Source organism: Phaeobacter inhibens DSM 16374 (assembly GCF_000473105.1).
GTDB classification, from domain to species: Bacteria; Pseudomonadota; Alphaproteobacteria; order Rhodobacterales; family Rhodobacteraceae; genus Phaeobacter; species Phaeobacter inhibens.
Genome location: NZ_KI421498.1, coordinates 602,947 through 621,630 on the forward strand (window position 1 = coordinate 602,947; position 18,684 = coordinate 621,630).

Here is an 18,684-nt window from a genome sequence, read left to right on the forward strand (position 1 = left end):
TGAGGCGTCGGTTTTTTACTTCTTATTAAGAGATTGTGCGTGGTTGTTAAACCAATGCGCCTTCTGCCGTCAGGGTCAAGCGACCGCTCAGATAGGGGGCCAGAACCTCTGGCAGTTTGACGGATCCGTCTTCCTGCTGACCGTTTTCCAGCACAGCAATCAGGCAGCGCCCGACCGCCAGACCAGAGCCGTTCAGCGTGTGCAGATATTCCGGCTTGCCACCGTCCGAAGGTTTGAACCGGGCGTTCATGCGGCGGGCCTGGAAATCACCTGTGGTGGAGACTGAGGAAATCTCGCGGTAAGTGTTCTGACCGGGCACCCAGGCCTCGATGTCAAAGGTGCGGCGCGCGCCAAAGCCCATGTCACCGGTGCAGAGCACCACGGTGCGATAGGGGATGCCCAGTTTTTCAAGGATCCCCTCGGCGCAGCGCAGCATGCGTTTTTGTTCATCGTCGGATTGGGTCGGATGCACGACAGAGACCATTTCGACCTTCTCGAACTGGTGCTGACGCAGCATGCCGGAGGTGTCCTTGCCAGCGCTGCCCGCCTCGGAGCGGAAACACAGCGTATGCGCGGTCATGCGGATCGGCAGGGCGGCCTCATCAAGCGTGTCGCCCGCTACGGAATAGGTCAGCGGCACCTCGGAGGTCGGCACCAGCCACCAGCCATTGGTGGTCTGATAGCTGTCATCGCCAAATTTGGGCAGCTTATCGGTGCCATACATCGCCTCGTCACGCACCAGCACCGGGGAGTTCACCTCCGTAAGGCCGTTTTCATCCACATGGGTGTCGACCATGAACTGCGCCAGCGCGCGGTGGATGCGCGCCACAGCGCCCTTCAGCAGCACAAAACGCGCGCCGGAGATCTTTGCAGCGGTTTCAAAATCCATCGCAGCCGCGACGCCCTTGATTTCAAAATGCTCTTTCGGGTCAAAGGCGAAATTGGGGATCGCCCCCCATTTGCTGACCTCGACATTGTCGTCCTCATCGGCGCCCGCTGGCACGTCCTCTGCGGGCAGGTTGGGGATGCGCGCCAGCACGTCGGTCAGCTTGGCGTCCAGCTCCTTGGCCTCGGTCTGCAGGGCCGCGACTTCGGCTTTCTTGCCAGCCACCTCGGCGCGCAGACGTTCGAATTCGGCGTCATCCCCTTTGGCCTTGGCCGCACCAATGGCCTTGGCCGCCTTGTTCTGATCAGCCTGCGCGGTTTCAGCTGCCTGGATTTTGGCCCGGCGGGATTCATCCAGCGCCAGGATGTCGGAAGACATCGCCGCATCCCCACGCCGCGCCAAAGCGGCGTCAAAAGCGGCAGGGTTCTCGCGGATCGCGCGGATGTCATGCATGGGAGGTGCTCCTAAAGCGTTGAATCAGTGCCGCCAGCATATGCCGGATGGGGGCGGGAAGGGGAAGAGGGCGCGCACGTTTGCCGCCGGGGTGTTGTGGGATGGCACGTTAGGGGGCGGTGGGAGGCGTGTAGTTGTCGGGGTCCGTTTGCCATTTCTTCCATTGTCGGAATGTTTGGCCATGGCCCATTGCAAGTTTTGGCCAATGGGCGGGCCAATCCGAGCTGTCCGGTCCGTTGCCGTTCGGAAGAATAGTATCTGTTGTGCCAAATCCGCTATTAAGCTGTTCTAGGCCTATATTAGTACGAGAAAAATCCACTTGGCTCAGCAAAGAGCCCGAAAGATCGGCTCTGTTGAGAGCGCTGGCGCCATCGATGGTTGTTGCGCTAATATCTGCGCCCTGCATATTTGCGCCTCCGAGTCGTATTCCCTGCATCTTTGCTCTGCTGAGGTTTGCACCCCGCATATTCGTCGAAGTGAGGTCTGCTTTTTGCAGCTCCGCATCGGAGAGTTCAGCACCCTGCATGTCGGCATGGCGAAGACTCGCGCCACGTAACATCGCGCATCCAAGAAATGCTTGTCGTAGATCCGCCCAGCCAAGGTCAGCCATCATCATCTTAGCATTGCCCAGATTGGTACCTTGCATCTTCGCAAATGGGAGACTGGCATTCTGTAACTGTGTATCTCTTAGAAATGATCCTTGCAGATGGCTCCCCGACAATATGGCACCTGACAGGTCTAGACCTGTCAGGTCGAATCTTTGAAGATTGGCGTGTCGCAGATCAATAGAGATGCTTACGCAGTTCACTGCTCGGATCCGTTTCATCCGGCCTAGAACCTGAACCGCATTTTCCATGTCTGAGCGTTTAACAGTTAGCCCAAATAGCCAGCGGTGCAATTCGTTAGGTGTCAGTTCTTCTGGAGGTATCTCAGCGGGTACTTCGCGAGAGAGTTCGCGCACATAAACGCTGAGCAGTCGCGAAACTCGGGGAGCTGTGTCCGGGCGCTCCTTCACCAGCCCTTCCAGTCGATCAATGGCAGCGTTGCGGCGGGTTATGTCGTCTTCCCAGATATTTTGCTTCTGCTCACCGTCCCAGCGCTGGCGCATGGCGTGAAGGTCTTCGGTGGCGGCGTTGATCTTGTCGTTGAACAGGGCTTCATCAGCTGTCTTGTTGGCCTCGCGCGTCAGTCTCACCCGGATCAGGGTGAAAGGCAGCGCCACCACCGCGCCAAGGGTTGCAGTCATCGCCGCCAGTCGCAGTAGGGCGAACCGGGCAGATGCCTCTGCCAGCGGATTTTGCGGGACCACAAACCAGATCAGCTCCCACAGCATCAGCAGCAGACCGGCGAACAGCGCCAGAAACAGGCCGGACCACATCAGGGCAAGCAACAGAAACAGCCCGTCGCCGAACTGCGCCAGCCCCAGAATATCTTTGAGGCGGTCTAGCGGATTGGTGTGCTTGCCATCCGTCCGGGGCATGACGGCATAGACGACGGCCACCGCCAGTGCAAAACCGGCAAGGGTCACAATCGCCCAGAAATACTTGGGATCAATCGGCAAAGTAAGTTCGGTCATACGGGCAATCTGAATCTGAAATAGGGTGCAAAAACCCTCTCATCGCGCTCGCCGTGGGTCAACTGCGTTTGCGGTATCAGATAAGGCCCCCTTAGCCTTGCAAAGCCCGGGGCCAGCGCATAGGTTCCCCTGCAAAATTAAGGGCGTCACAAGCGCCTGTCACATAGAAGGAATATCCCATGGATGGTGGCGCACTCGCCCAGTTTCTCCCGCTCATTCTGATCTTTGCAATCATGTACTTCCTGCTGATCCGTCCGCAGCAGAAAAAGCTGAAGACCCATCAGTCGATGGTCGAAGCGCTGCGCCGTGGCGATCAGGTGGTGACCCAGGGTGGGATCATCGGCAAGGTGGCCAAGGTCAAGGAAGACGGTGAAATCGAAGTGGAAATCGCCGAGGGTGTCAAAATCCGCGTGATCAAATCCACCATCGCACAGGTTCTGAACAAGACCGAGCCGGCAGCGTAAGTATCCCCGCTTAACCAACTGAAAAGGCAGGGCAATGCTGCAAATTGATCTCTGGAAGCGGGTTCTCATCTGGCTGGTCTGTGTGACCGGCCTTTTGCTTGCCCTGCCAAATGCGTTTTACACGCGCGTCGAGCAGGCCAATGACGCCGCCGCAGAAATAATCGCCAAGGGCGAAAGCCCCGCGCGGCTGGACGTGGCGGGCCAATGGCCGTCGTTCATGCCGTCGTCGCTGGTCAACCTTGGTCTGGACCTGCGCGGTGGTGCGCATCTTCTGGCCGAGGTGAAGGTGGCCGACGTCTACGGCGCGCGGATGGATGCGCTCTGGCCCGAAGTGCGTGACGCGCTGCGCCCTGAGCGCGGTGAGGTTGGCACCTTTCGCCGCCAGCAGGCACCGGAAGGGCAGATTCGTCTGAAGATCTCCAAGCCCGAGGGCATGGCCCGCGCGCTGGAGGTTGTGCGTGGTCTGGCCAATCCGATCACCAGCCTGACCGGCGCCGGGGCCACGGATATCACCGTGTCCGGGACCGGTGACATTCTGACGGTAGAGCTGAGCGAGCAGGAGAAGCTGGCCTCTGATGACCGCACCGTGCGTCAGGCACTGGAAATCATCCGCCGCCGGATTGACGAGGTGGGCACCCGCGAGCCGACCATTCAGCGCCAGGGCAGCGACCGGATCCTGATCCAGGTGCCGGGCATCGGGTCAGCGTCTGAGCTGAAAGAGATTATCGGCACCACCGCACAGCTGACCTTTAACCCCGTCGTAGGGCGCGGCACGGACGCCGATGCCAATGCGGGTGTCGGCAACAAAGTCGTGCCGTCGCTGGACGAAGACGGCGTGTTCTACACCGTTGAGGCCGCACCCGTTGTGACCGGTGAGGAACTGGTGGACGCGCAGCCGTCGTTTGATCAGAACGGCCGCCCGGCGGTCAGCTTCCGCTTCAATACCACTGGCGCGCGCAAGTTCGGGGATTATACGGCCGAAAACATCGGTTCGCCCTTTGCCATCGTGCTGGATGAGGAGGTGGTCTCCGCCCCAGTGATTCAGTCGCATATCCCGGGTGGCTCTGGCATTATCACCGGCAACTTCACCATCGAGGAAAGCACCAATATGGCGATCCTGCTGCGTGCAGGTGCGCTGCCTGCGGGGCTGGAGTTCCTGGAAGAGCGGACCATCGGCCCGGAACTGGGTCAGGACAGCATCGACGCGGGCAAGGTTGCGACCATCGTCGCCTTTGTCGGGGTGCTGGTGTTCATGGCGCTGAGTTACGGTCTGTTCGGGGTCTTTGCCAATATCGCGCTGATCCTCAATATTGCGCTTATCTTTGGCGCGCTGAGCCTGATTGGTGCCACGCTGACCCTGCCGGGGATTGCGGGTATTGTTCTGACGGTTGGTATGGCGGTGGATGCCAATGTGCTGATCTTTGAACGGATCCGCGAGGAGCTGAAGGCCGGTCGTGGTCCTGCACGGGCCATTGACGAGGGCTACTCCAAAGCGCTGAGTGCCATTCTTGATGCCAATATCACCACCTTCATCACGGCGGTGATCCTGTTCGCCATGGGGTCCGGCCCGGTGCGTGGCTTTGCGATCACGTTGGGGCTGGGGATCATGACCTCGGTGTTCACCGCGATCTTTGTGACACGGGTAATCATCGTGATGTGGTTTGAACGGCGTCGTCCGAAAACGATCGAGGTATAATATGCGGCTGAAACTTATTCCCGAAAATACCTCGTTTGATTTCTTCAAGCGCTGGAAACTGTGGCTGGGCATCTCTGCCCTGATGATTGTTGTCGGTTTTGCCTCCTTTGCCTTGCAGGGGCTGAATTTCGGCATCGATTTCCGGGGCGGTACCACCATCCGCACCGAAAGCACCACGGAGATTGACGTGGGCACCTATCGTGCTGCGCTGGAGCCGCTGGAGCTGGGCGACATCACCATCAGCGAGGTGTTTGATCCGACATTCGCCGAGGATCAGCATGTCGCCATGGTGCGTATTCAGGCGCAGGCCGATGGCGAGTCGATCTCTGGCGAGGTGATCGCTGATGTGAATGCCGCATTGGATGCGGTGGCACCTGGCATTAAGTTTGTGTCGGTGGAATCCGTAGGTCCCAAGGTTTCGGGTGAGCTGGTACAGACGGCGGTGCTGGCAGTGGCGCTCGCGATTGGCGCGGTTCTGATTTACATCTGGCTGCGCTTCGAATGGCAGTTTGCACTGGGGGCCGTCGCGGCGCTTGTTCATGACGTCGTTCTGACCATCGGCGTGTTCTCGGAACTGCAGATCAAGTTCGATCTGGCCATCATCGCGGCGCTGCTGACCATCGTCGGCTATTCGCTGAATGATACCGTGGTGGTTTTTGACCGGGTGCGCGAGAACCTGCGCCGCTACAAGAAGAAGCCGCTGGCCGAGGTTCTGAACATCTCGATCAACGAAACCCTCAGCCGGACGGTGATGACCTCGGTGACGACGCTGCTGGCGCTGATCTCGCTCTATGTTCTGGGCGGGGATGTGATCCGGGGCTTTGTCTTTGCGATGATCTGGGGCGTTATTATCGGCACCTATTCGTCGATCTTCGTGGCCTCCACCATCTTGCTGTGGCTGGGCGTGAAACGCGACTGGACCAAACCGTCGAACACCGCAGGCAATCAGTTCGCCAATATCGACGCCTGAGCCTTCGGGCAGATTTCAAATGTCAGAGGCCGCATCCCACACGGGTGCGGCCTCTTTTTATTGGCATCAGCCGGGCTGGTGTTTTGTCAGGGGGGCGAACATGTTATGCAGCCGGGCAGGGCGCAGCACCACGCGCCCGCCGCCGACCACGAACAGAGGATGCACGCCATGCGTTTGAACGAAGTTGCCTATACGGACGCCCTGCCAATTGACGGCTACGGGCCGGGTTTCTTTCGCGTGGGCGGTGAGGTGCATCAGGGTCATATCCTAACCGGGGCAACCGGGACCACCGGGTGGGGCGGCTATGAGGATGCGGACCCGCTATTGGCGCTTGTCGGTGAGGTTGATGTGCTGTTCATCGGCACCGGGGCCGAGGTTGCGCATATCCCCGCAAGCCTGCGTCAGCAGCTGGAAGGGGCCGGGATCGGGGTTGAGGCGATGAACTCTCCCGCCGCCTGCCGCACCTATAACGTCCTCCTGTCCGAGGGGCGCCGGATTGCCCTTGCGGCCCTTGCGGTCTGACACACTGCAGTTGCGAGCCGGGGCTTGATCTTGCGCAAGGACAGGTCGCCCCGGATCGGGTTTTTCGACAGGAACCAAAGAGGTAGGCGGATTTCATGACAGTGACCATCGCAGGGCTGAGCATCGCGCGTGGCGGCGTTCCGGTGCTGGAAGGCGTGAGCTTTGCGCTGACGTCGGGTCGGGCGCTGATCCTGCGGGGGCCGAACGGCTGTGGCAAGACCACGCTGTTGCGCACCATCGCCGGGCTGCAACCGCCACTGGCAGGGGATATTACGTTTGACGGGACCGGGGATGAAGACGACATCGCCTATGCAGGCCACGCCGATGGGATCAAGCTGACGCTGACGGTGGCGGAGAACCTGCAGTTCTGGGCGGCAATCTTTGCCACAGGCGCGATTGATGCCGCGCTGGATGCCTTTGATTTACGCGGTCTACGCGATCGTCCTGCGGGAGCCTTATCAGCGGGTCAGAAACGCCGTTTGGGCCTTGCACGACTGATGGTCACCGGGCGGCGCTACTGGATATTGGATGAGCCGACCGTCAGTCTGGATCGCGCATCAGTGCAGCAGTTCGCGGGCGTGGTGCAGGGGCATCTGGACAGCGGCGGTGGGGCGTTGATTGCCACCCATATCGACCTTGGCCTGGATGGCGATACGCTGGATGTCAGCCGGTTTCGCGCCAAGCTGTCGGATCTGGATAATTTCGACGGAGCCTTCCTATGAGGGCGCTGTTGCTGCGGGATCTGCGGCTGGCCCTGCGCGCGGGCGGTGGCTTTGGTCTGGGGCTGGCGTTTTTCCTGATCGTGACGGTACTGGTTCCGTTTTCCGTCGGACCGCAATCGGAGCTGCTGGGCCGGATTGCTCCTGGTGTGCTGTGGCTGGGCGCGCTCTTGGCTTGTCTGTTGTCCTTGGACCGGCTGCTGGCGCTGGACTGGGAGGACGGAACGCTGGATCTGATGGCCACCGCCCCGCTGCCGCTGGAAGCGGTCGTGACGATCAAGGCGCTGGCCCATTGGATCACCACCAGCCTGCCGCTGGTGCTGGCGGCGCCTGTGCTGGGGGTGCTGCTCAACCTGCCGACGGCGGGCTTTCTGTGGCTGGTGGTCTCGCTTCTGCTGGGCACGCCTGCGCTGTCGGTGATCGGCACCTTTGGCGCCGCACTCACAGTGGGGCTGAAGCGGGGCGGGCTGTTGATGTCGCTCTTGGTGCTGCCGCTTTACGTGCCGACGTTGATATTCGGCGCAGAGGCCGCGCGGCGCGGCGCGGCGGGTATGGCGGTGGAGACGCCGTTGTTGATGCTGGCCGGTATTTCGGCCGCCACGCTGGCGCTGCTGCCCTTTGCCAGCGCCGCCGTCCTGCGCGTCAATTTGCGCTAGGATGAATGAATTGAGATCCCTTCAAGCAAGAGCTAAATAGCCACTATGTCGATCTGGGAATACGCCAATCCAAAGAAGTTCCTGACCACGTCGGAACGGGTGATGCCCGCACTGTGGGTCTCAGCCGCTGTGCTGTGCACGGTTGGGCTGATCTGGGGGTTCTTCTTCACGCCGGATGATTACCGGCAGGGATCCACCGTCAAGATCATCTTCCTGCATGTGCCCGCAGCACTGATTGCGATCAATGCCTGGTTCATGATGCTGGTCGCCTCGCTGATCTGGGTGGTACGTCGCCATCACGTGAGCGCGCTGGCGGCGAAGGCTGCGGCCCCCATCGGGGTGGTGATGACGCTGATTGCACTGATCACCGGGGCGCTTTGGGGTCAGCCGATGTGGGGAACATGGTGGGAATGGGATCCACGACTGACCTCCTTTCTGGTGCTGTTCCTGTTCTACCTTGGCTATATTGCCCTCTGGGAGGCGATCGAGGACCCGGATACTGCCGCTGATCTGACCTCCATCCTATGTCTGGTAGGCTCGGTCTTTGCGGTGCTCAGCCGCTATGCGGTCAATTTCTGGAATCAGGGGCTGCATCAGGGGGCCTCGCTGTCGCTGGACAAGGAAGAGAACGTGGCGGATGCGTTTTCCAACCCGCTGTATGTTTGTATGATCGGGTTTGGCCTCTTGTTTCTGGCTTTGGTGCTCTATCGTACCGGCACAGAGATCCGGGCCCGGCGGATGCGCGCCCTGATGCTGCGGGAAAGGATGCAAGCATGATGCCAGATCTTGGAAAATATGCGGTTGAGGTGCTGTCGTCTTATGCCGCTTCCCTGTTGCTATTGTTGGCGCTGCTGCTGATGACATTTGCCCGTGGTCGCCGCGTACGGCGGCAGATGCAGGAGATGGAACAGCAGATGCAAGGCCCGGGAGGAACGCCCCGTGGCTAAGATCTCCCCTGTGATGGCACTGCCCGTGCTGGTCTTTGGCAGTTTTGTTGCACTGGCCTTTGCTGGCATGTTTCGCAACGACCCCGAAAGCCTGCCGTCTGCCCGTGAGGGGCAATCCGCGCCACCGGTGGTTCTCACCAGCTTTGCCGATGATCCCGGATTTGATGATGCCACCCTGCGGGACGGCACCGTGAAACTGGTGAATTTCTGGGCCAGCTGGTGCGGCCCCTGCCGGGTGGAACATCCGAGCCTTGACGCATTGTCCAGCGAAGGGCTGGCGATCTATGGCGTCAACTACAAGGATCAGGAAGACAATGCCGTCGGGTTCTTAGAGGAACTGGGCAACCCCTATCGCGCAATAGGCCGGGACGACGCCGGGCGGATGGCGCTGGACTGGGGTGTTTACGGCGTGCCAGAAACCTATGTGATCGACGGGAAGGGGACCATCATCCTGCGGTTCGCCGGTCCCATCACGCAGCGGGTGATCGACACCACCCTGCGCCCGGCGCTGGAGCGTGCCGCGCAGAACTGATCCGGGTCCAATGCCGGAAGGCAGGCGATTGGAAACACACTCAAGCGGGGCCGCATTTGGCTCCGCTTTTTGGTGTCAGCCAAGCGTATAGGTGCGGAAGATCTGCTCGTCGTGGATCAACTCGCCCAGGCGCTCAAAGTCGCCCCGTTCCGCACGCCAGGTCAGATAGGCGCTCTGGGCCTCGCTGCTTTCCCAGATCTGAAAAATCACCATCTCTTCGCGCTCCGGGGCCAGCAGCAGATGCGCCTCGATACAGCCGGGAAACGCGCGGGTTTCCGGCATCATGGCCTGGGTTGCTGCGACCAACTCCTCGAACAGGCTGGGCACTGCTTTTACGGTGACAACAATGGCTTCTTTTTCAGGGGTCTTGGTCACGGGCTGTCCGTTTGTGGTTGTTGTTCTGCCGGGGATGGCAGTGTGTGTTGGTGGCGACTGTCGCAAAGAGAGGGTACGGCGGAGTGCCCACCATCAACATGAATGCTAGACCGCTGAACAGTGCGCCGTCCAGATGGAAGTTGACGTTAGGGAAATTACCATTGCCGGTGCTCTTTACGCGGGTGCTGGGAGCGGGTCATTTTACGGGAACAAAAACGGGCACCGCAATGGCGCCCGTTTTCTGTGTTAGGGTCGCAGGAAACCTGCGCCGGTTTTACGATTTGGCGAGGTTGCGCAGCACGTAGTGCAGCACGCCGCCATGTTCGATGTATTCAATTTCCGGCGCGGTATCGATGCGGCACTTCAGGGTGATGGTCTTGGATGTGCCATCGCCATAGGTAATGTCGCAGGAGACCTCTTCCTGAGGTTTGATGGTATCCAGACCGTGGATCGAGACGGTTTCATCCCCGGTGAGGTTCAGCGATTTGCGGGTGTCGCCGCCGGTGAACTCAAACGGGATAACGCCCATGCCAACCAGGTTGGAGCGGTGGATCCGCTCAAAGCTCTCGGCGATCACGGCCTTGACGCCCAGCAGGGCTGTGCCCTTGGCCGCCCAGTCGCGCGAGGAACCCGCGCCGTACTGCTCACCACCGAAGACCACAAGCGGGATACCCTGTTCCTGATAGGCCATGGAGGCCTCGTAGACAGAGGTCTGCTGACCATCGGGGCCTTTGGTATAGCCACCTTCGACACCGTCCAGCATCTCGTTCTTGATGCGGATATTGGCAAAGGTGCCGCGCATCATGATCTCGTGGTTGCCACGACGCGAACCGTAGGAGTTGAACTCACGCGGTTGCACCTGACGGTCCAGCAGATACTGGCCAGCCGGGGTGGTGGTTGCAAATGAACCTGCGGGCGAGATGTGGTCTGTGGTGACCATATCGCCAAGGATCAAGAGCGGTTTTGCGTCCTTGATGTTGGAGATGGTGCCCGGCTCAGAGCCCATACCCTGGAAGTAGGGCGGGTTCTGGATGTAGGTGGAGGCTGCAGGCCAGTCGTAGGTTTCTGCATCGGTGGTTTCCACCGCCTGCCACTTCTCGTCACCTTTGAACACATCGGCATATTTCGACAGGAAGGCTTCGCGGGTCACGGTCGCTTCGACCAGATCTGCGATCTCTTTCTGGCTCGGCCAGATGTCCTTCAGGTAGACGTCATTGCCGTCCTTGTCCTGTGCGATCGGATCTGTCGCCAGATCAATGTCCATGGTGCCCGCCAGCGCATAGGCGACGACCAGCGGCGGCGAGGCCAGGTAGTTGGCGCGCACATCGGGGCTGATACGGCCTTCAAAGTTGCGGTTGCCGGACAGGACGGAGGTCGCGACCAGATCCCCTTCGGCGATGGCGTCGGACAGTTCCTGCTGGATCGGGCCGGAGTTGCCGATACAGGTGGTGCAGCCATAACCCACGAGGTTAAAGCCGATCTTGTCCAGATCTTCCTGAAGGTTTGCGGCCTCCAGATAGGCGGACACAACCTGCGAACCGGGCGCGAGCGAGGTTTTGACCCAGGGTTTGCGATCCAGACCCAATGCGGCGGCCTTGCGCGCCACAAGGCCCGCACCGATCATCACATAGGGGTTGGATGTGTTGGTGCAGGAGGTGATCGAGGCGATCACGACCTTGCCGCTTTCCATGGTGTAGTCCTCGCCCTTGACGGCGATTTCCTTGCCCATGGGACGCTTGAAGGTCTCTTCCATTTCCTTCTGGAAGGCCGCCTTGGCACCGGTCAGGGCGACATAGTCCTGCGGGCGTTTCGGGCCGGAGATCGCAGGCACGATGGTGCCCATGTCGAGGCTCAGCGTATCGGTGTAGATCGGGGCGTAATCCGCATCGCGCCAGAAGCCGTTTTCCTTCGCGTAGGCTTCAACCAGCGCGATACGATCTTCGTCGCGGCCGGTGTTGCGCAGGTAACGGATGGTTTCATCATCGATCGGGAAGAAGCCACAGGTGGCACCATATTCAGGCGCCATGTTGGCGATGGTGGCACGGTCTGCCAGCGGCAGCGTGTCCAGACCCTTGCCGTAGAATTCCACGAATTTGCCAACCACGCCTTTGGCGCGCAGCATTTCCACGACCTTCAGCACGAGGTCGGTGCCGGTGGTGCCTTCGACCATGGCGCCGGTCAGCTCAAAGCCGATGACCTCAGGGATCAACATGGAAATCGGCTGACCCAGCATCGCAGCCTCGGCCTCAATGCCGCCAACACCCCAGCCCAGAACGGCCGCGCCGTTGACCATGGTGGTGTGGCTGTCGGTGCCAACCAGCGTGTCAGGGTAGGCAACCATATCGCCGTTCTGATCCTCATCCGACCAGATGGTCTGGGCGAGATATTCCAGGTTCACCTGGTGACAGATGCCGGTGCCCGGCGGGACAACGCGGAAGTTGTTGAACGCGCCCTGGCCCCATTTCAGGAACTGGTAGCGCTCCATGTTGCGTTCATATTCGCGGTCGACGTTCATCTGGAATGCGCGCGGGTTGCCGAACTCGTCGATCATGACCGAGTGGTCGATGACCAGATCAACCGGGTTCAGCGGGTTGATCTTCTGGGCGTCGCCCCCCAGCGCCTTGATACCATCGCGCATGGCGGCGAGGTCCACAACGGCGGGAACGCCGGTGAAATCCTGCATCAGCACGCGGGCCGGACGATAAGCGATTTCGCGGGGGTTTTTGCCGCCATTGGCGCCCCATTCGGCGAAGGCCTTGATATCGTCAGTGGAGACGGAGAAGCCGCCGTCCTCAAACCGCAGCATGTTTTCCAGCACCACTTTCAGCGCGGCAGGCAGCTTGGCAAAATCGCCAAGACCGGCTTCGGTGGCGGCGGGAATCGAGTAATAGGAGATCGACTTGCCGCCTGCGCTCAGTTTGCGGCGCGTCTTGGCATTGTCCTGTCCGACGGTGATAGGCATGTTTGGCCTCCCTCTGGGATGTGAATACAGGGAATTCGCTACCGGCTATCTGCAACAGGTCGGGCGTGCATTCAATAGCTGAAACGCCGCAGGCGGTATTTTTGTATGCAATAGTACACAAAATTTGCACCAACGTCGCATTTTGCCTCAAATTGCCCTGCGCACGACGGTCTCAAGAATGATTGATTGGTCATTTCAACCCGGCGCCGCTACATCGGTAGATCAGAGCAAAAAAGGGTTCGTTGCATGAAATTTATCGCATCGCTTTTTCTGGCCGTGTGGATGACGCTGCCAATCGGGGCCGCCGCCCAGAGCGGTCGACCGGCCACGGATCTGGTGGTGGTGGAGCTGTTCACCTCGCAGGGGTGCTCCTCGTGTCCGCCGGCCGATGCGTTGCTGCGGCAGCTGACGGCGCGGCCTGATGTGCTGCCGCTGGCGCTGCACGTGGATTACTGGGATTATATCGGCTGGAAAGATCAGTTCGCCGATCCCGCCCACACCCGCCGCCAGAAAGGATACGCCCATGTCGGCGGGCGTCAGATGGTCTACACTCCGCAGATGATCGTGAACGGTCAGGACGATGTGGTCGGGGCCAATGCGATGAAACTGAGCGAGACCATCGCCGCGCATCATGCACGCCCAACCCCGGTTGCGATCACCATCGAGGGCACCCAAAGCGGTACGGGTGGGATCGCGGTTCAGCTGCGCCGCGCCGATGCCGCACCGCTATTGTCAGGGCCGATTTCCATCCAACTGGTGCGCTATGCGCCGTTGAAAACGGTTGATATCTCTCGTGGTGAGCTGGCCGGTCGACGGCTGGACTATGCCAATGTGGTGGAGCAGATCGACCGGGTGGCGGACTGGGACGGGCAGGGCACGTTGGAGCTGACCGTGGCGCTGACCGATACGCGTCCGGCGGCGCTGCTGGTTCAGCAGGCACCCTACGGCGCTATCCTTGCGGCGGCGACGCTCAACTAAGCGGCGCCTCGCTCTCAGTCAGGGCTGGAACCTGGCCCGCTCGGCGGGGACTTCGGGATCGGCACATAGGGTTTCCAGCGGCGATGAACCCAGAACCATTGCCCCATGTGCTGGCGTACCAGATCTTCCAGCCGCTTGCAGACGGTAGTGGTCATGGTGATCGGATCAGACGGGGCGATCTCCTCCTGCACGACAATCTCAAAATCGAGACCATTGGGCTGGCGAATGGCATAGACCGGGATCATCGCGGCTTTGTATTTCAGGGCCAGTTCCGCAGGCACGATGGAGGTCACGGCAGGTTCGCCGAAGAAGTCGATATTGACCCCGCCATGGGCGTGCAGATCCGCGACGATCGCAATGATGCCGCCCTGTTTCAGGTGACGGACCATCTCCATCATGCCGCGTTTGCCCTGTTCAAACATCGGTTTGCCGGTTTTTTCAATCGCCTGCACGTAGTGGTCGTTGAAATAGGGGTTGGCCATCCGGCGATAGAGCGCCCCCATGGCAAAGCCACGCCGGATCAGATTGGCGCGGGCGGCATCGTAATTGCCAAAATGCCCGGTGACCAGAATGACCGGTCGCCCCTCGGCGCGGGCGCGTTCCAGTGCTGGCAGGCCCGGGCCGGAGACGGGTGCCGCCCAGGCGCGCTCAAGGAAGGGCTGTCCGGCATAGAGCTCGGCCACCACGCGGCCCACGTTGTCGCTCACCTCATCACAGAGCCGCGCGACATCCGCCTCCGGCAGTTCAGGACGGGTGAGCGCAAGATTATCCCGGACACGTTTGTGAAACCCCACCAATGGGGCAGCCTTGCGCATCACCCAGCCCATTGCCGGAACACGCTTTTCATAAGGGATCAGCCGAAGCGCCCCGATCAGGCCACGCAGTGCCAGATTGCTGGCGTAGTAACTGGCGCGACGGCCTGGGGACAGGGTGGAGGGATCGACGGGCATGTCCGGAGGGCCTGCAATTGGAGAGACAAAATCAACCGCGACCATAAACGGCAGCGCGCAGAGGCACAAGCAAGCCCGGCGGCGATCCGCAGTCGCGGGCTGACCTTAGCGGAGCCGCCTCACCGGCAGAGACCTGGCGTGCCGTGTGGCGGGTATAACCTTTGGACCATTAGGCGAGGGGGTGGCTGGCGGCTGTCCGTGTTGCGCGCCGTTGGCCGGATCAGCCGTGGTTCGGACCCGCAGTCGCGGATCAGCTGCCGCGCCCGTCATTGCTCCTGGGCCTTGCGGCTACGACGGGCGGCAATGAACACCGGGCGAGATCACCCCGGGGGGTCGCAGCGGCGACGGGTTGCAGGCTTAGTCTTCTTCGTCTTCCTCGGCTGAGCGAAGCTCAACCTCGCCGGAGTTCACCAGCTCCCGCAGGGCGTTGACGATAGTGCTCATGGCGCCTTCTCCGACACTGCGCTTGACCTTGCCGCGCTCGCTCACCTCTTCGCGGATGTTGTTGGCCATGCGGCTGGACATATTGGCCAGCATGAATTCGCTGGTTTCGACATCTTCCTCGTCAGTGGCAAAGGCGATGGCGGTGACAAGATCCTGCTGCGCCAGAACACGGGCGATTTTCGGCACGTCCACCGGGCTCACCCGCTGGGCAATCAACGCATAGGTGAAGATCGATTTGCGGACGTCGCCGGCAAATTCCTCATCTTCCTCATCAAGGGCGGTCAGCACCTCGTCGCGCTTGCCAGCTGCGGCCTGGGTCAGGATCGCGCCCATCCGCTGGCCCGGGGTCTCGTCAAAGGCGACCTCGGGCCGCGCCTCGATCTGCGCGGCGAGGGACAGGCCAATGCGATCCACCGTATCCGGGGTTACGGCGGCGGTCTGGCTGACGGCATAGGTAATGCGGCGGGCAACCGGGCCGGGCAGGTGGATCAACATCTGCGCCGCCTTGGTGGTGTCCAGCTTCGACAGCAGAACGGCGGCGACTTCTGTGCTTTCGGCCTCAGCCAGCTCGGCGAGATCCTCTGGCGGCAGGGCGCGCAGACGCTCCCACGGGTCGCCAAACTGGCGTACGCCAGCTTCCTTGCGCAGGCGGCTGGCGGTCTGGCGGCTGATCTTGCCCTCCATTGCGGAGAGCGCACCGGCCAGCCCGTTGGGAAAGGACAGCCCGACATTGTCCAGCATTTCGGCAAATTCGCCGGCCACCTCATGCAGGGTGTCACGGTCGATCAGCCCCATGCGGCCCATCTGCTGTGTCAGTTCGATCTGTAGATCATCGGGCAGGGATTCCAGGGGGATATCCGCACCTTCATTCAGCAGCAGGCGCACCACGATGGCTGCTTTTGCTTTGCCGCTAAGCTTGGATTTGGCGGGCATGCCGCCACCCATTGCGGGCATATCCAGCGCGCCGCCACTCATTCCGCCCATTCCCAGATCGCCGCCGAGGTCCCCGCCGAAATCCATTCCGCCAAGCGGAGCAGGGGCGGAAAAATCACCCAAATCATCTGAGGAGGCCGCCATGGGAAGCGCCAAAGCATTTTCATTCTGCATTTATGAGCCCTAGCCAAAAAGATTCTCTTTCTGTTGTCTCCAATCTAGGGCCCAAGCAGTAAATAAATGCTGAAAATCAGTAGCTTTGCGTCTGCCCGGACAAAAGAGCCTCGCGCAGGGAGACTTCGGCCCAGCTGTCGCTGCCACCCGTGGCGCGGATGATCTTCCACTGTTCCAGCGCAAGTCCATATTTTCCTTCGGTTACAAAACCTTGACCCATATACGAACGCGCAAGGTGGTTCTGGGGATCCTGCGCGATGGCCTGAGTGTAATAGGACAGCGCCTGTTCAGAATAGCCTTGCTTACGATAGGTGAAGCCCCAATAGGTCAGCACCCGGCTATCCGTTTGGTCAGGCATCGCAGCCAGTACCGCCTGCGCGTCGCCATAGCGCCCGGCATAGGCGAGTTCGCGCACCGCATCATACATCTCGTCGGGGTCCAGCGAGGATTGTTTGGGCGCAACGCAGCGCTGTTTCTGATCATCCCAGACCTTGGCGCCCTTGCAGGTCTTGGTGGTGTTGGTTGGCTTTGGCGCGGCGCTGTCACCGCCTCCGGCTGCCAGGGCGCCGCTGGCAAATGCCGCAGAGAGCACCAGCGCGGGCAGGGTGGCGCAGCTGGCGCGTATTGCAGATGCGGGCAGAGAGCGGGCATGAGTGGCGTTACGTGTCAGCATGGCAGGCATTAGTTTGTCCTTTTGTCGCGCGCGCCGCAGGTCTGCGGCCTGTTGGATCGCTTCACCTTAGACGGTTGATCGCTGCCGCGCGATAACAAGACGGTGAGACGTGATCCCAGCGCTGTGTGACCAAAGAAAAAGGGCCGCCTGTCTGTGACAGAACGGCCCCGGGTCTGTAGTGCAAATCGCCGACGGCTTAGGCGCCGAAGACCCGCTTGAAGATCGTGTCGACATGTTTGGTGTGATAGCCCATGTCGAATTTCTCGTTGATCGCCTCTTCGCCAAGGGCGGCGACCACATCCGCATCCGCCAGCAGCAGTTCACGGAAATCAACGCGATCTTCCCAGACCTTCAGGGCGTTGCGCTGCACCATGGAATAGGCGTCCTCGCGGCTGACACCCGCCTGCGTCAGGGCCAGAAGAACCCGCTGCGACATCACCAGACCGGGGAATTTATTCATGTTGTCCAGCATGTTCTCTGGGAAGACCAGCATCTTGTCGATGACGCCTGCCAGACGGTTCAACGCAAAATCCAGGGTCACGGTGGCGTCGGGGCCGATACCGCGCTCAACGGAGGAGTGCGAGATATCGCGCTCATGCCACAGGGCCACGTTTTCCATAGCCGGGATCACCGCCATGCGCACCAGACGGGCAAGACCGGTGAGGTTCTCGGTCAGAACCGGGTTCTTCTTATGCGGCATCGCAGAGGAGCCTTTCTGCCCCATGGAGAAGAACTCGGCCCCCTCCAGCACTTCGGTGCGCTGCATGTGGCGGATTTCCACCGCGATGTTTTCAATCGAGGAGGCAATCACCCCAAGCGTGGCAAAAAACATTGCGTGGCGGTCGCGCGGGATCACCTGGGTCGAAATCGGTTCAGGGCTGAGGCCGAGCTGCTCGCAGACATGTTCTTCAACGCGGGGGTCGATATTGGCAAAGGTGCCAACCGCGCCGGAGATCGCGCCTGTGGCAACTTCGCTACGGGCGTTCTGCAGGCGCTGTTTGTTGCGGTCCATCTCGGCGTAGAAACGGGCGAAGGTCAGACCCATGGTGGTCGGCTCGGCGTGGATCCCGTGGGACCGACCGACACGCACGGTGTCCTTGTGCTCCAGCGCGCGTTTTTTCAGCGCGGCCAGAACCTTGTCCATGCCACCCAGCAGGATGTCGGCGGCGCGCACCAGCTGCACGTTGAGGCAGGTGTCCAGCACGTCAGACGATGTCATGCCCTGATGCACGAAGCGGGCTTCCTCTGATCCGACATGCTCGGCCAGATGGGTCAGAAAGGCGATGACGTCATGTTTGGTGACGGCCTCGATCTCATCAATACGCGCGACATCGAATTCGACATCTTTGGCTTTCCATACCGCGTCGGCATTCTCGCGCGGGATCACACCCAGATTGGCCATGGCTTCGCAGGCGTGGGCCTCGATCTCGTACCAGATCTTGAATTTGGTTTCCGGCGACCAGATGGCAACCATTTCAGGACGGGAATAGCGGGGGATCATGGGCAGCAGCACCTTTTCATAGCAGGGCAGAAGGGAAGCGGATGATGCCGCGCGTCTTAGAGCAGCGCGCCCTACAGGGCAAGGGTGGGGGCGCGCGCCGCGACAGAAAGCCCGCAAATTCAGGTCTCTTATGGTACAAAGGCTGACGTCCGGCCTGCACAGGACACGGAATTGCCCAGGGCCTGCCGATAATTGGGCAGTGCCTCAGGCTGGGGAGGAGCCCCTTTTCGGAAGGGGGTCAGGCTGGTGTCATCAGGGCCGACGGGTTTTCGG

General features: G+C 60.7%; 18 protein-coding genes. 10 read left to right on the top strand and 8 right to left on the bottom strand.

Features of this window, described 5'->3' with window-relative positions:
• Positions 1-46 precede the first annotated feature (46 nt).
• Positions 47-1,339 (bottom strand): serine--tRNA ligase, encoded by a 1,293-nt coding sequence (gene serS, locus INHI_RS0106600; RefSeq protein ID WP_027247152.1) that lies wholly within the window; start codon positions 1,337-1,339, stop codon positions 47-49.
• A 109-nt stretch (positions 1,340-1,448) separates the two neighbouring features.
• Positions 1,449-2,915 carry a pentapeptide repeat-containing protein gene (locus tag INHI_RS20715; protein ID WP_051338956.1) on the bottom strand — a complete coding sequence of 489 codons (1,467 nt, stop codon included), beginning with the start codon at positions 2,913-2,915 and terminating at the stop codon, positions 1,449-1,451.
• A gap of 179 nt (positions 2,916-3,094) precedes the next feature.
• Here INHI_RS20715 and yajC point away from each other — a divergent pair, with 179 nt between their 5' ends.
• The 9 genes from yajC to INHI_RS0106655 all read left to right on the top strand — a co-directional run bounded on the left by yajC (position 3,095) and on the right by INHI_RS0106655 (position 9,421).
• Complete coding sequence (gene yajC / locus INHI_RS0106610) at positions 3,095-3,379, top strand: preprotein translocase subunit YajC (protein ID WP_027247153.1); 285 nt, start codon at positions 3,095-3,097, stop codon at positions 3,377-3,379.
• Between the two features lie 34 nt (positions 3,380-3,413).
• Positions 3,414-5,075, top strand: coding sequence for a protein translocase subunit SecD (secD, locus tag INHI_RS0106615; protein ID WP_027247154.1), 1,662 nt, complete (start codon positions 3,414-3,416; stop codon positions 5,073-5,075).
• Position 5,076: 1 nt separating this feature from the next.
• Positions 5,077-6,045 (top strand): protein translocase subunit SecF, encoded by a 969-nt coding sequence (gene secF / locus INHI_RS0106620; protein ID WP_014874914.1) that lies wholly within the window; start codon positions 5,077-5,079, stop codon positions 6,043-6,045.
• 168 nt (positions 6,046-6,213) lie between these two features.
• Complete coding sequence (locus INHI_RS0106630) at positions 6,214-6,567, top strand: Mth938-like domain-containing protein (protein ID WP_014880259.1); 354 nt, start codon at positions 6,214-6,216, stop codon at positions 6,565-6,567.
• Positions 6,568-6,662: 95 nt separating this feature from the next.
• Positions 6,663-7,289, top strand: a complete 627-nt coding sequence (gene ccmA / locus INHI_RS0106635; RefSeq protein WP_027247155.1) for a heme ABC exporter ATP-binding protein CcmA — start codon at positions 6,663-6,665, stop codon at positions 7,287-7,289.
• Positions 7,286-7,942 carry a heme exporter protein CcmB gene (ccmB, locus tag INHI_RS0106640; protein WP_014874911.1) on the top strand — a complete coding sequence of 219 codons (657 nt, stop codon included), beginning with the start codon at positions 7,286-7,288 and terminating at the stop codon, positions 7,940-7,942. The genes ccmA and ccmB overlap by 4 nt, the downstream gene beginning before the upstream one ends.
• Before the next feature lie 45 nt (positions 7,943-7,987).
• Positions 7,988-8,719 carry a heme ABC transporter permease gene (locus INHI_RS0106645; protein WP_014874910.1) on the top strand — a complete coding sequence of 244 codons (732 nt, stop codon included), beginning with the start codon at positions 7,988-7,990 and terminating at the stop codon, positions 8,717-8,719.
• On the top strand, positions 8,716-8,889 hold the full coding sequence (gene ccmD / locus INHI_RS0106650; protein WP_415837535.1) for a heme exporter protein CcmD: 174 nt from the start codon (positions 8,716-8,718) through the stop codon (positions 8,887-8,889). Before INHI_RS0106645 ends, ccmD begins: the two co-directional genes overlap by 4 nt.
• Positions 8,882-9,421, top strand: coding sequence for a DsbE family thiol:disulfide interchange protein (locus tag INHI_RS0106655; RefSeq protein WP_027247157.1), 540 nt, complete (start codon positions 8,882-8,884; stop codon positions 9,419-9,421). Before ccmD ends, INHI_RS0106655 begins: the two co-directional genes overlap by 8 nt.
• A 75-nt stretch (positions 9,422-9,496) precedes the next feature.
• Here INHI_RS0106655 and INHI_RS20425 read toward each other — a convergent pair whose 3' ends face one another.
• Positions 9,497-9,796, bottom strand: a complete 300-nt coding sequence (locus INHI_RS20425; RefSeq protein WP_254656860.1) for a putative quinol monooxygenase — start codon at positions 9,794-9,796, stop codon at positions 9,497-9,499.
• 274 nt (positions 9,797-10,070) lie between these two features.
• The gene (gene acnA / locus INHI_RS0106665; protein ID WP_027247159.1) at positions 10,071-12,758 is read right to left on the bottom strand and encodes an aconitate hydratase AcnA; all 2,688 of its coding nucleotides are present in this window, start codon (positions 12,756-12,758) and stop codon (positions 10,071-10,073) included.
• A gap of 246 nt (positions 12,759-13,004) precedes the next feature.
• Here acnA and INHI_RS0106670 point away from each other — a divergent pair, with 246 nt between their 5' ends.
• Complete coding sequence (locus INHI_RS0106670) at positions 13,005-13,736, top strand: DUF1223 domain-containing protein (protein WP_014880252.1); 732 nt, start codon at positions 13,005-13,007, stop codon at positions 13,734-13,736.
• Between the two features lie 14 nt (positions 13,737-13,750).
• Here INHI_RS0106670 and INHI_RS0106675 read toward each other — a convergent pair whose 3' ends face one another.
• The 4 genes from INHI_RS0106675 to purB all read right to left on the bottom strand — a co-directional run bounded on the left by INHI_RS0106675 (position 13,751) and on the right by purB (position 18,411).
• Entirely contained in the window at positions 13,751-14,686 is a 936-nt protein-coding gene (locus INHI_RS0106675) for a lysophospholipid acyltransferase family protein (RefSeq protein ID WP_014880251.1), read from the bottom strand.
• Between the two features lie 357 nt (positions 14,687-15,043).
• Complete coding sequence (locus tag INHI_RS0106680; RefSeq protein ID WP_014874903.1) at positions 15,044-16,237, bottom strand: flagellar motor switch protein FliG; 1,194 nt, start codon at positions 16,235-16,237, stop codon at positions 15,044-15,046.
• Positions 16,238-16,313: 76 nt separating this feature from the next.
• Complete coding sequence (locus INHI_RS0106685; RefSeq protein WP_036766953.1) at positions 16,314-16,919, bottom strand: tetratricopeptide repeat protein; 606 nt, start codon at positions 16,917-16,919, stop codon at positions 16,314-16,316.
• Between the two features lie 187 nt (positions 16,920-17,106).
• Positions 17,107-18,411, bottom strand: coding sequence for an adenylosuccinate lyase (gene purB / locus INHI_RS0106690; RefSeq protein WP_014880249.1), 1,305 nt, complete (start codon positions 18,409-18,411; stop codon positions 17,107-17,109).
• Between the last annotated feature and the right edge of the window lie 273 nt (positions 18,412-18,684).

Coding starts and splice junctions, on each gene's coding strand:
- acnA (WP_027247159.1), bottom strand. CDS start 12,758: ATGCCTATCACCGTCGGACAGGACAATGCCAAGACGCGCCGCAAACTG.
- INHI_RS0106630 (WP_014880259.1), top strand. CDS start 6,214: ATGCGTTTGAACGAAGTTGCCTATACGGACGCCCTGCCAATTGACGGC.
- secF (WP_014874914.1), top strand. CDS start 5,077: ATGCGGCTGAAACTTATTCCCGAAAATACCTCGTTTGATTTCTTCAAG.
- INHI_RS0106670 (WP_014880252.1), top strand. CDS start 13,005: ATGAAATTTATCGCATCGCTTTTTCTGGCCGTGTGGATGACGCTGCCA.
- INHI_RS0106675 (WP_014880251.1), bottom strand. CDS start 14,686: ATGCCCGTCGATCCCTCCACCCTGTCCCCAGGCCGTCGCGCCAGTTAC.
- ccmD (WP_415837535.1), top strand. CDS start 8,716: ATGATGCCAGATCTTGGAAAATATGCGGTTGAGGTGCTGTCGTCTTAT.
- secD (WP_027247154.1), top strand. CDS start 3,414: ATGCTGCAAATTGATCTCTGGAAGCGGGTTCTCATCTGGCTGGTCTGT.
- purB (WP_014880249.1), bottom strand. CDS start 18,411: ATGATCCCCCGCTATTCCCGTCCTGAAATGGTTGCCATCTGGTCGCCG.
- ccmB (WP_014874911.1), top strand. CDS start 7,286: ATGAGGGCGCTGTTGCTGCGGGATCTGCGGCTGGCCCTGCGCGCGGGC.
- serS (WP_027247152.1), bottom strand. CDS start 1,339: ATGCATGACATCCGCGCGATCCGCGAGAACCCTGCCGCTTTTGACGCC.
- INHI_RS0106645 (WP_014874910.1), top strand. CDS start 7,988: ATGTCGATCTGGGAATACGCCAATCCAAAGAAGTTCCTGACCACGTCG.
- INHI_RS0106685 (WP_036766953.1), bottom strand. CDS start 16,919: ATGCCTGCCATGCTGACACGTAACGCCACTCATGCCCGCTCTCTGCCC.
- INHI_RS20715 (WP_051338956.1), bottom strand. CDS start 2,915: ATGACCGAACTTACTTTGCCGATTGATCCCAAGTATTTCTGGGCGATT.
- yajC (WP_027247153.1), top strand. CDS start 3,095: ATGGATGGTGGCGCACTCGCCCAGTTTCTCCCGCTCATTCTGATCTTT.
- ccmA (WP_027247155.1), top strand. CDS start 6,663: ATGACAGTGACCATCGCAGGGCTGAGCATCGCGCGTGGCGGCGTTCCG.
- INHI_RS0106680 (WP_014874903.1), bottom strand. CDS start 16,237: ATGCAGAATGAAAATGCTTTGGCGCTTCCCATGGCGGCCTCCTCAGAT.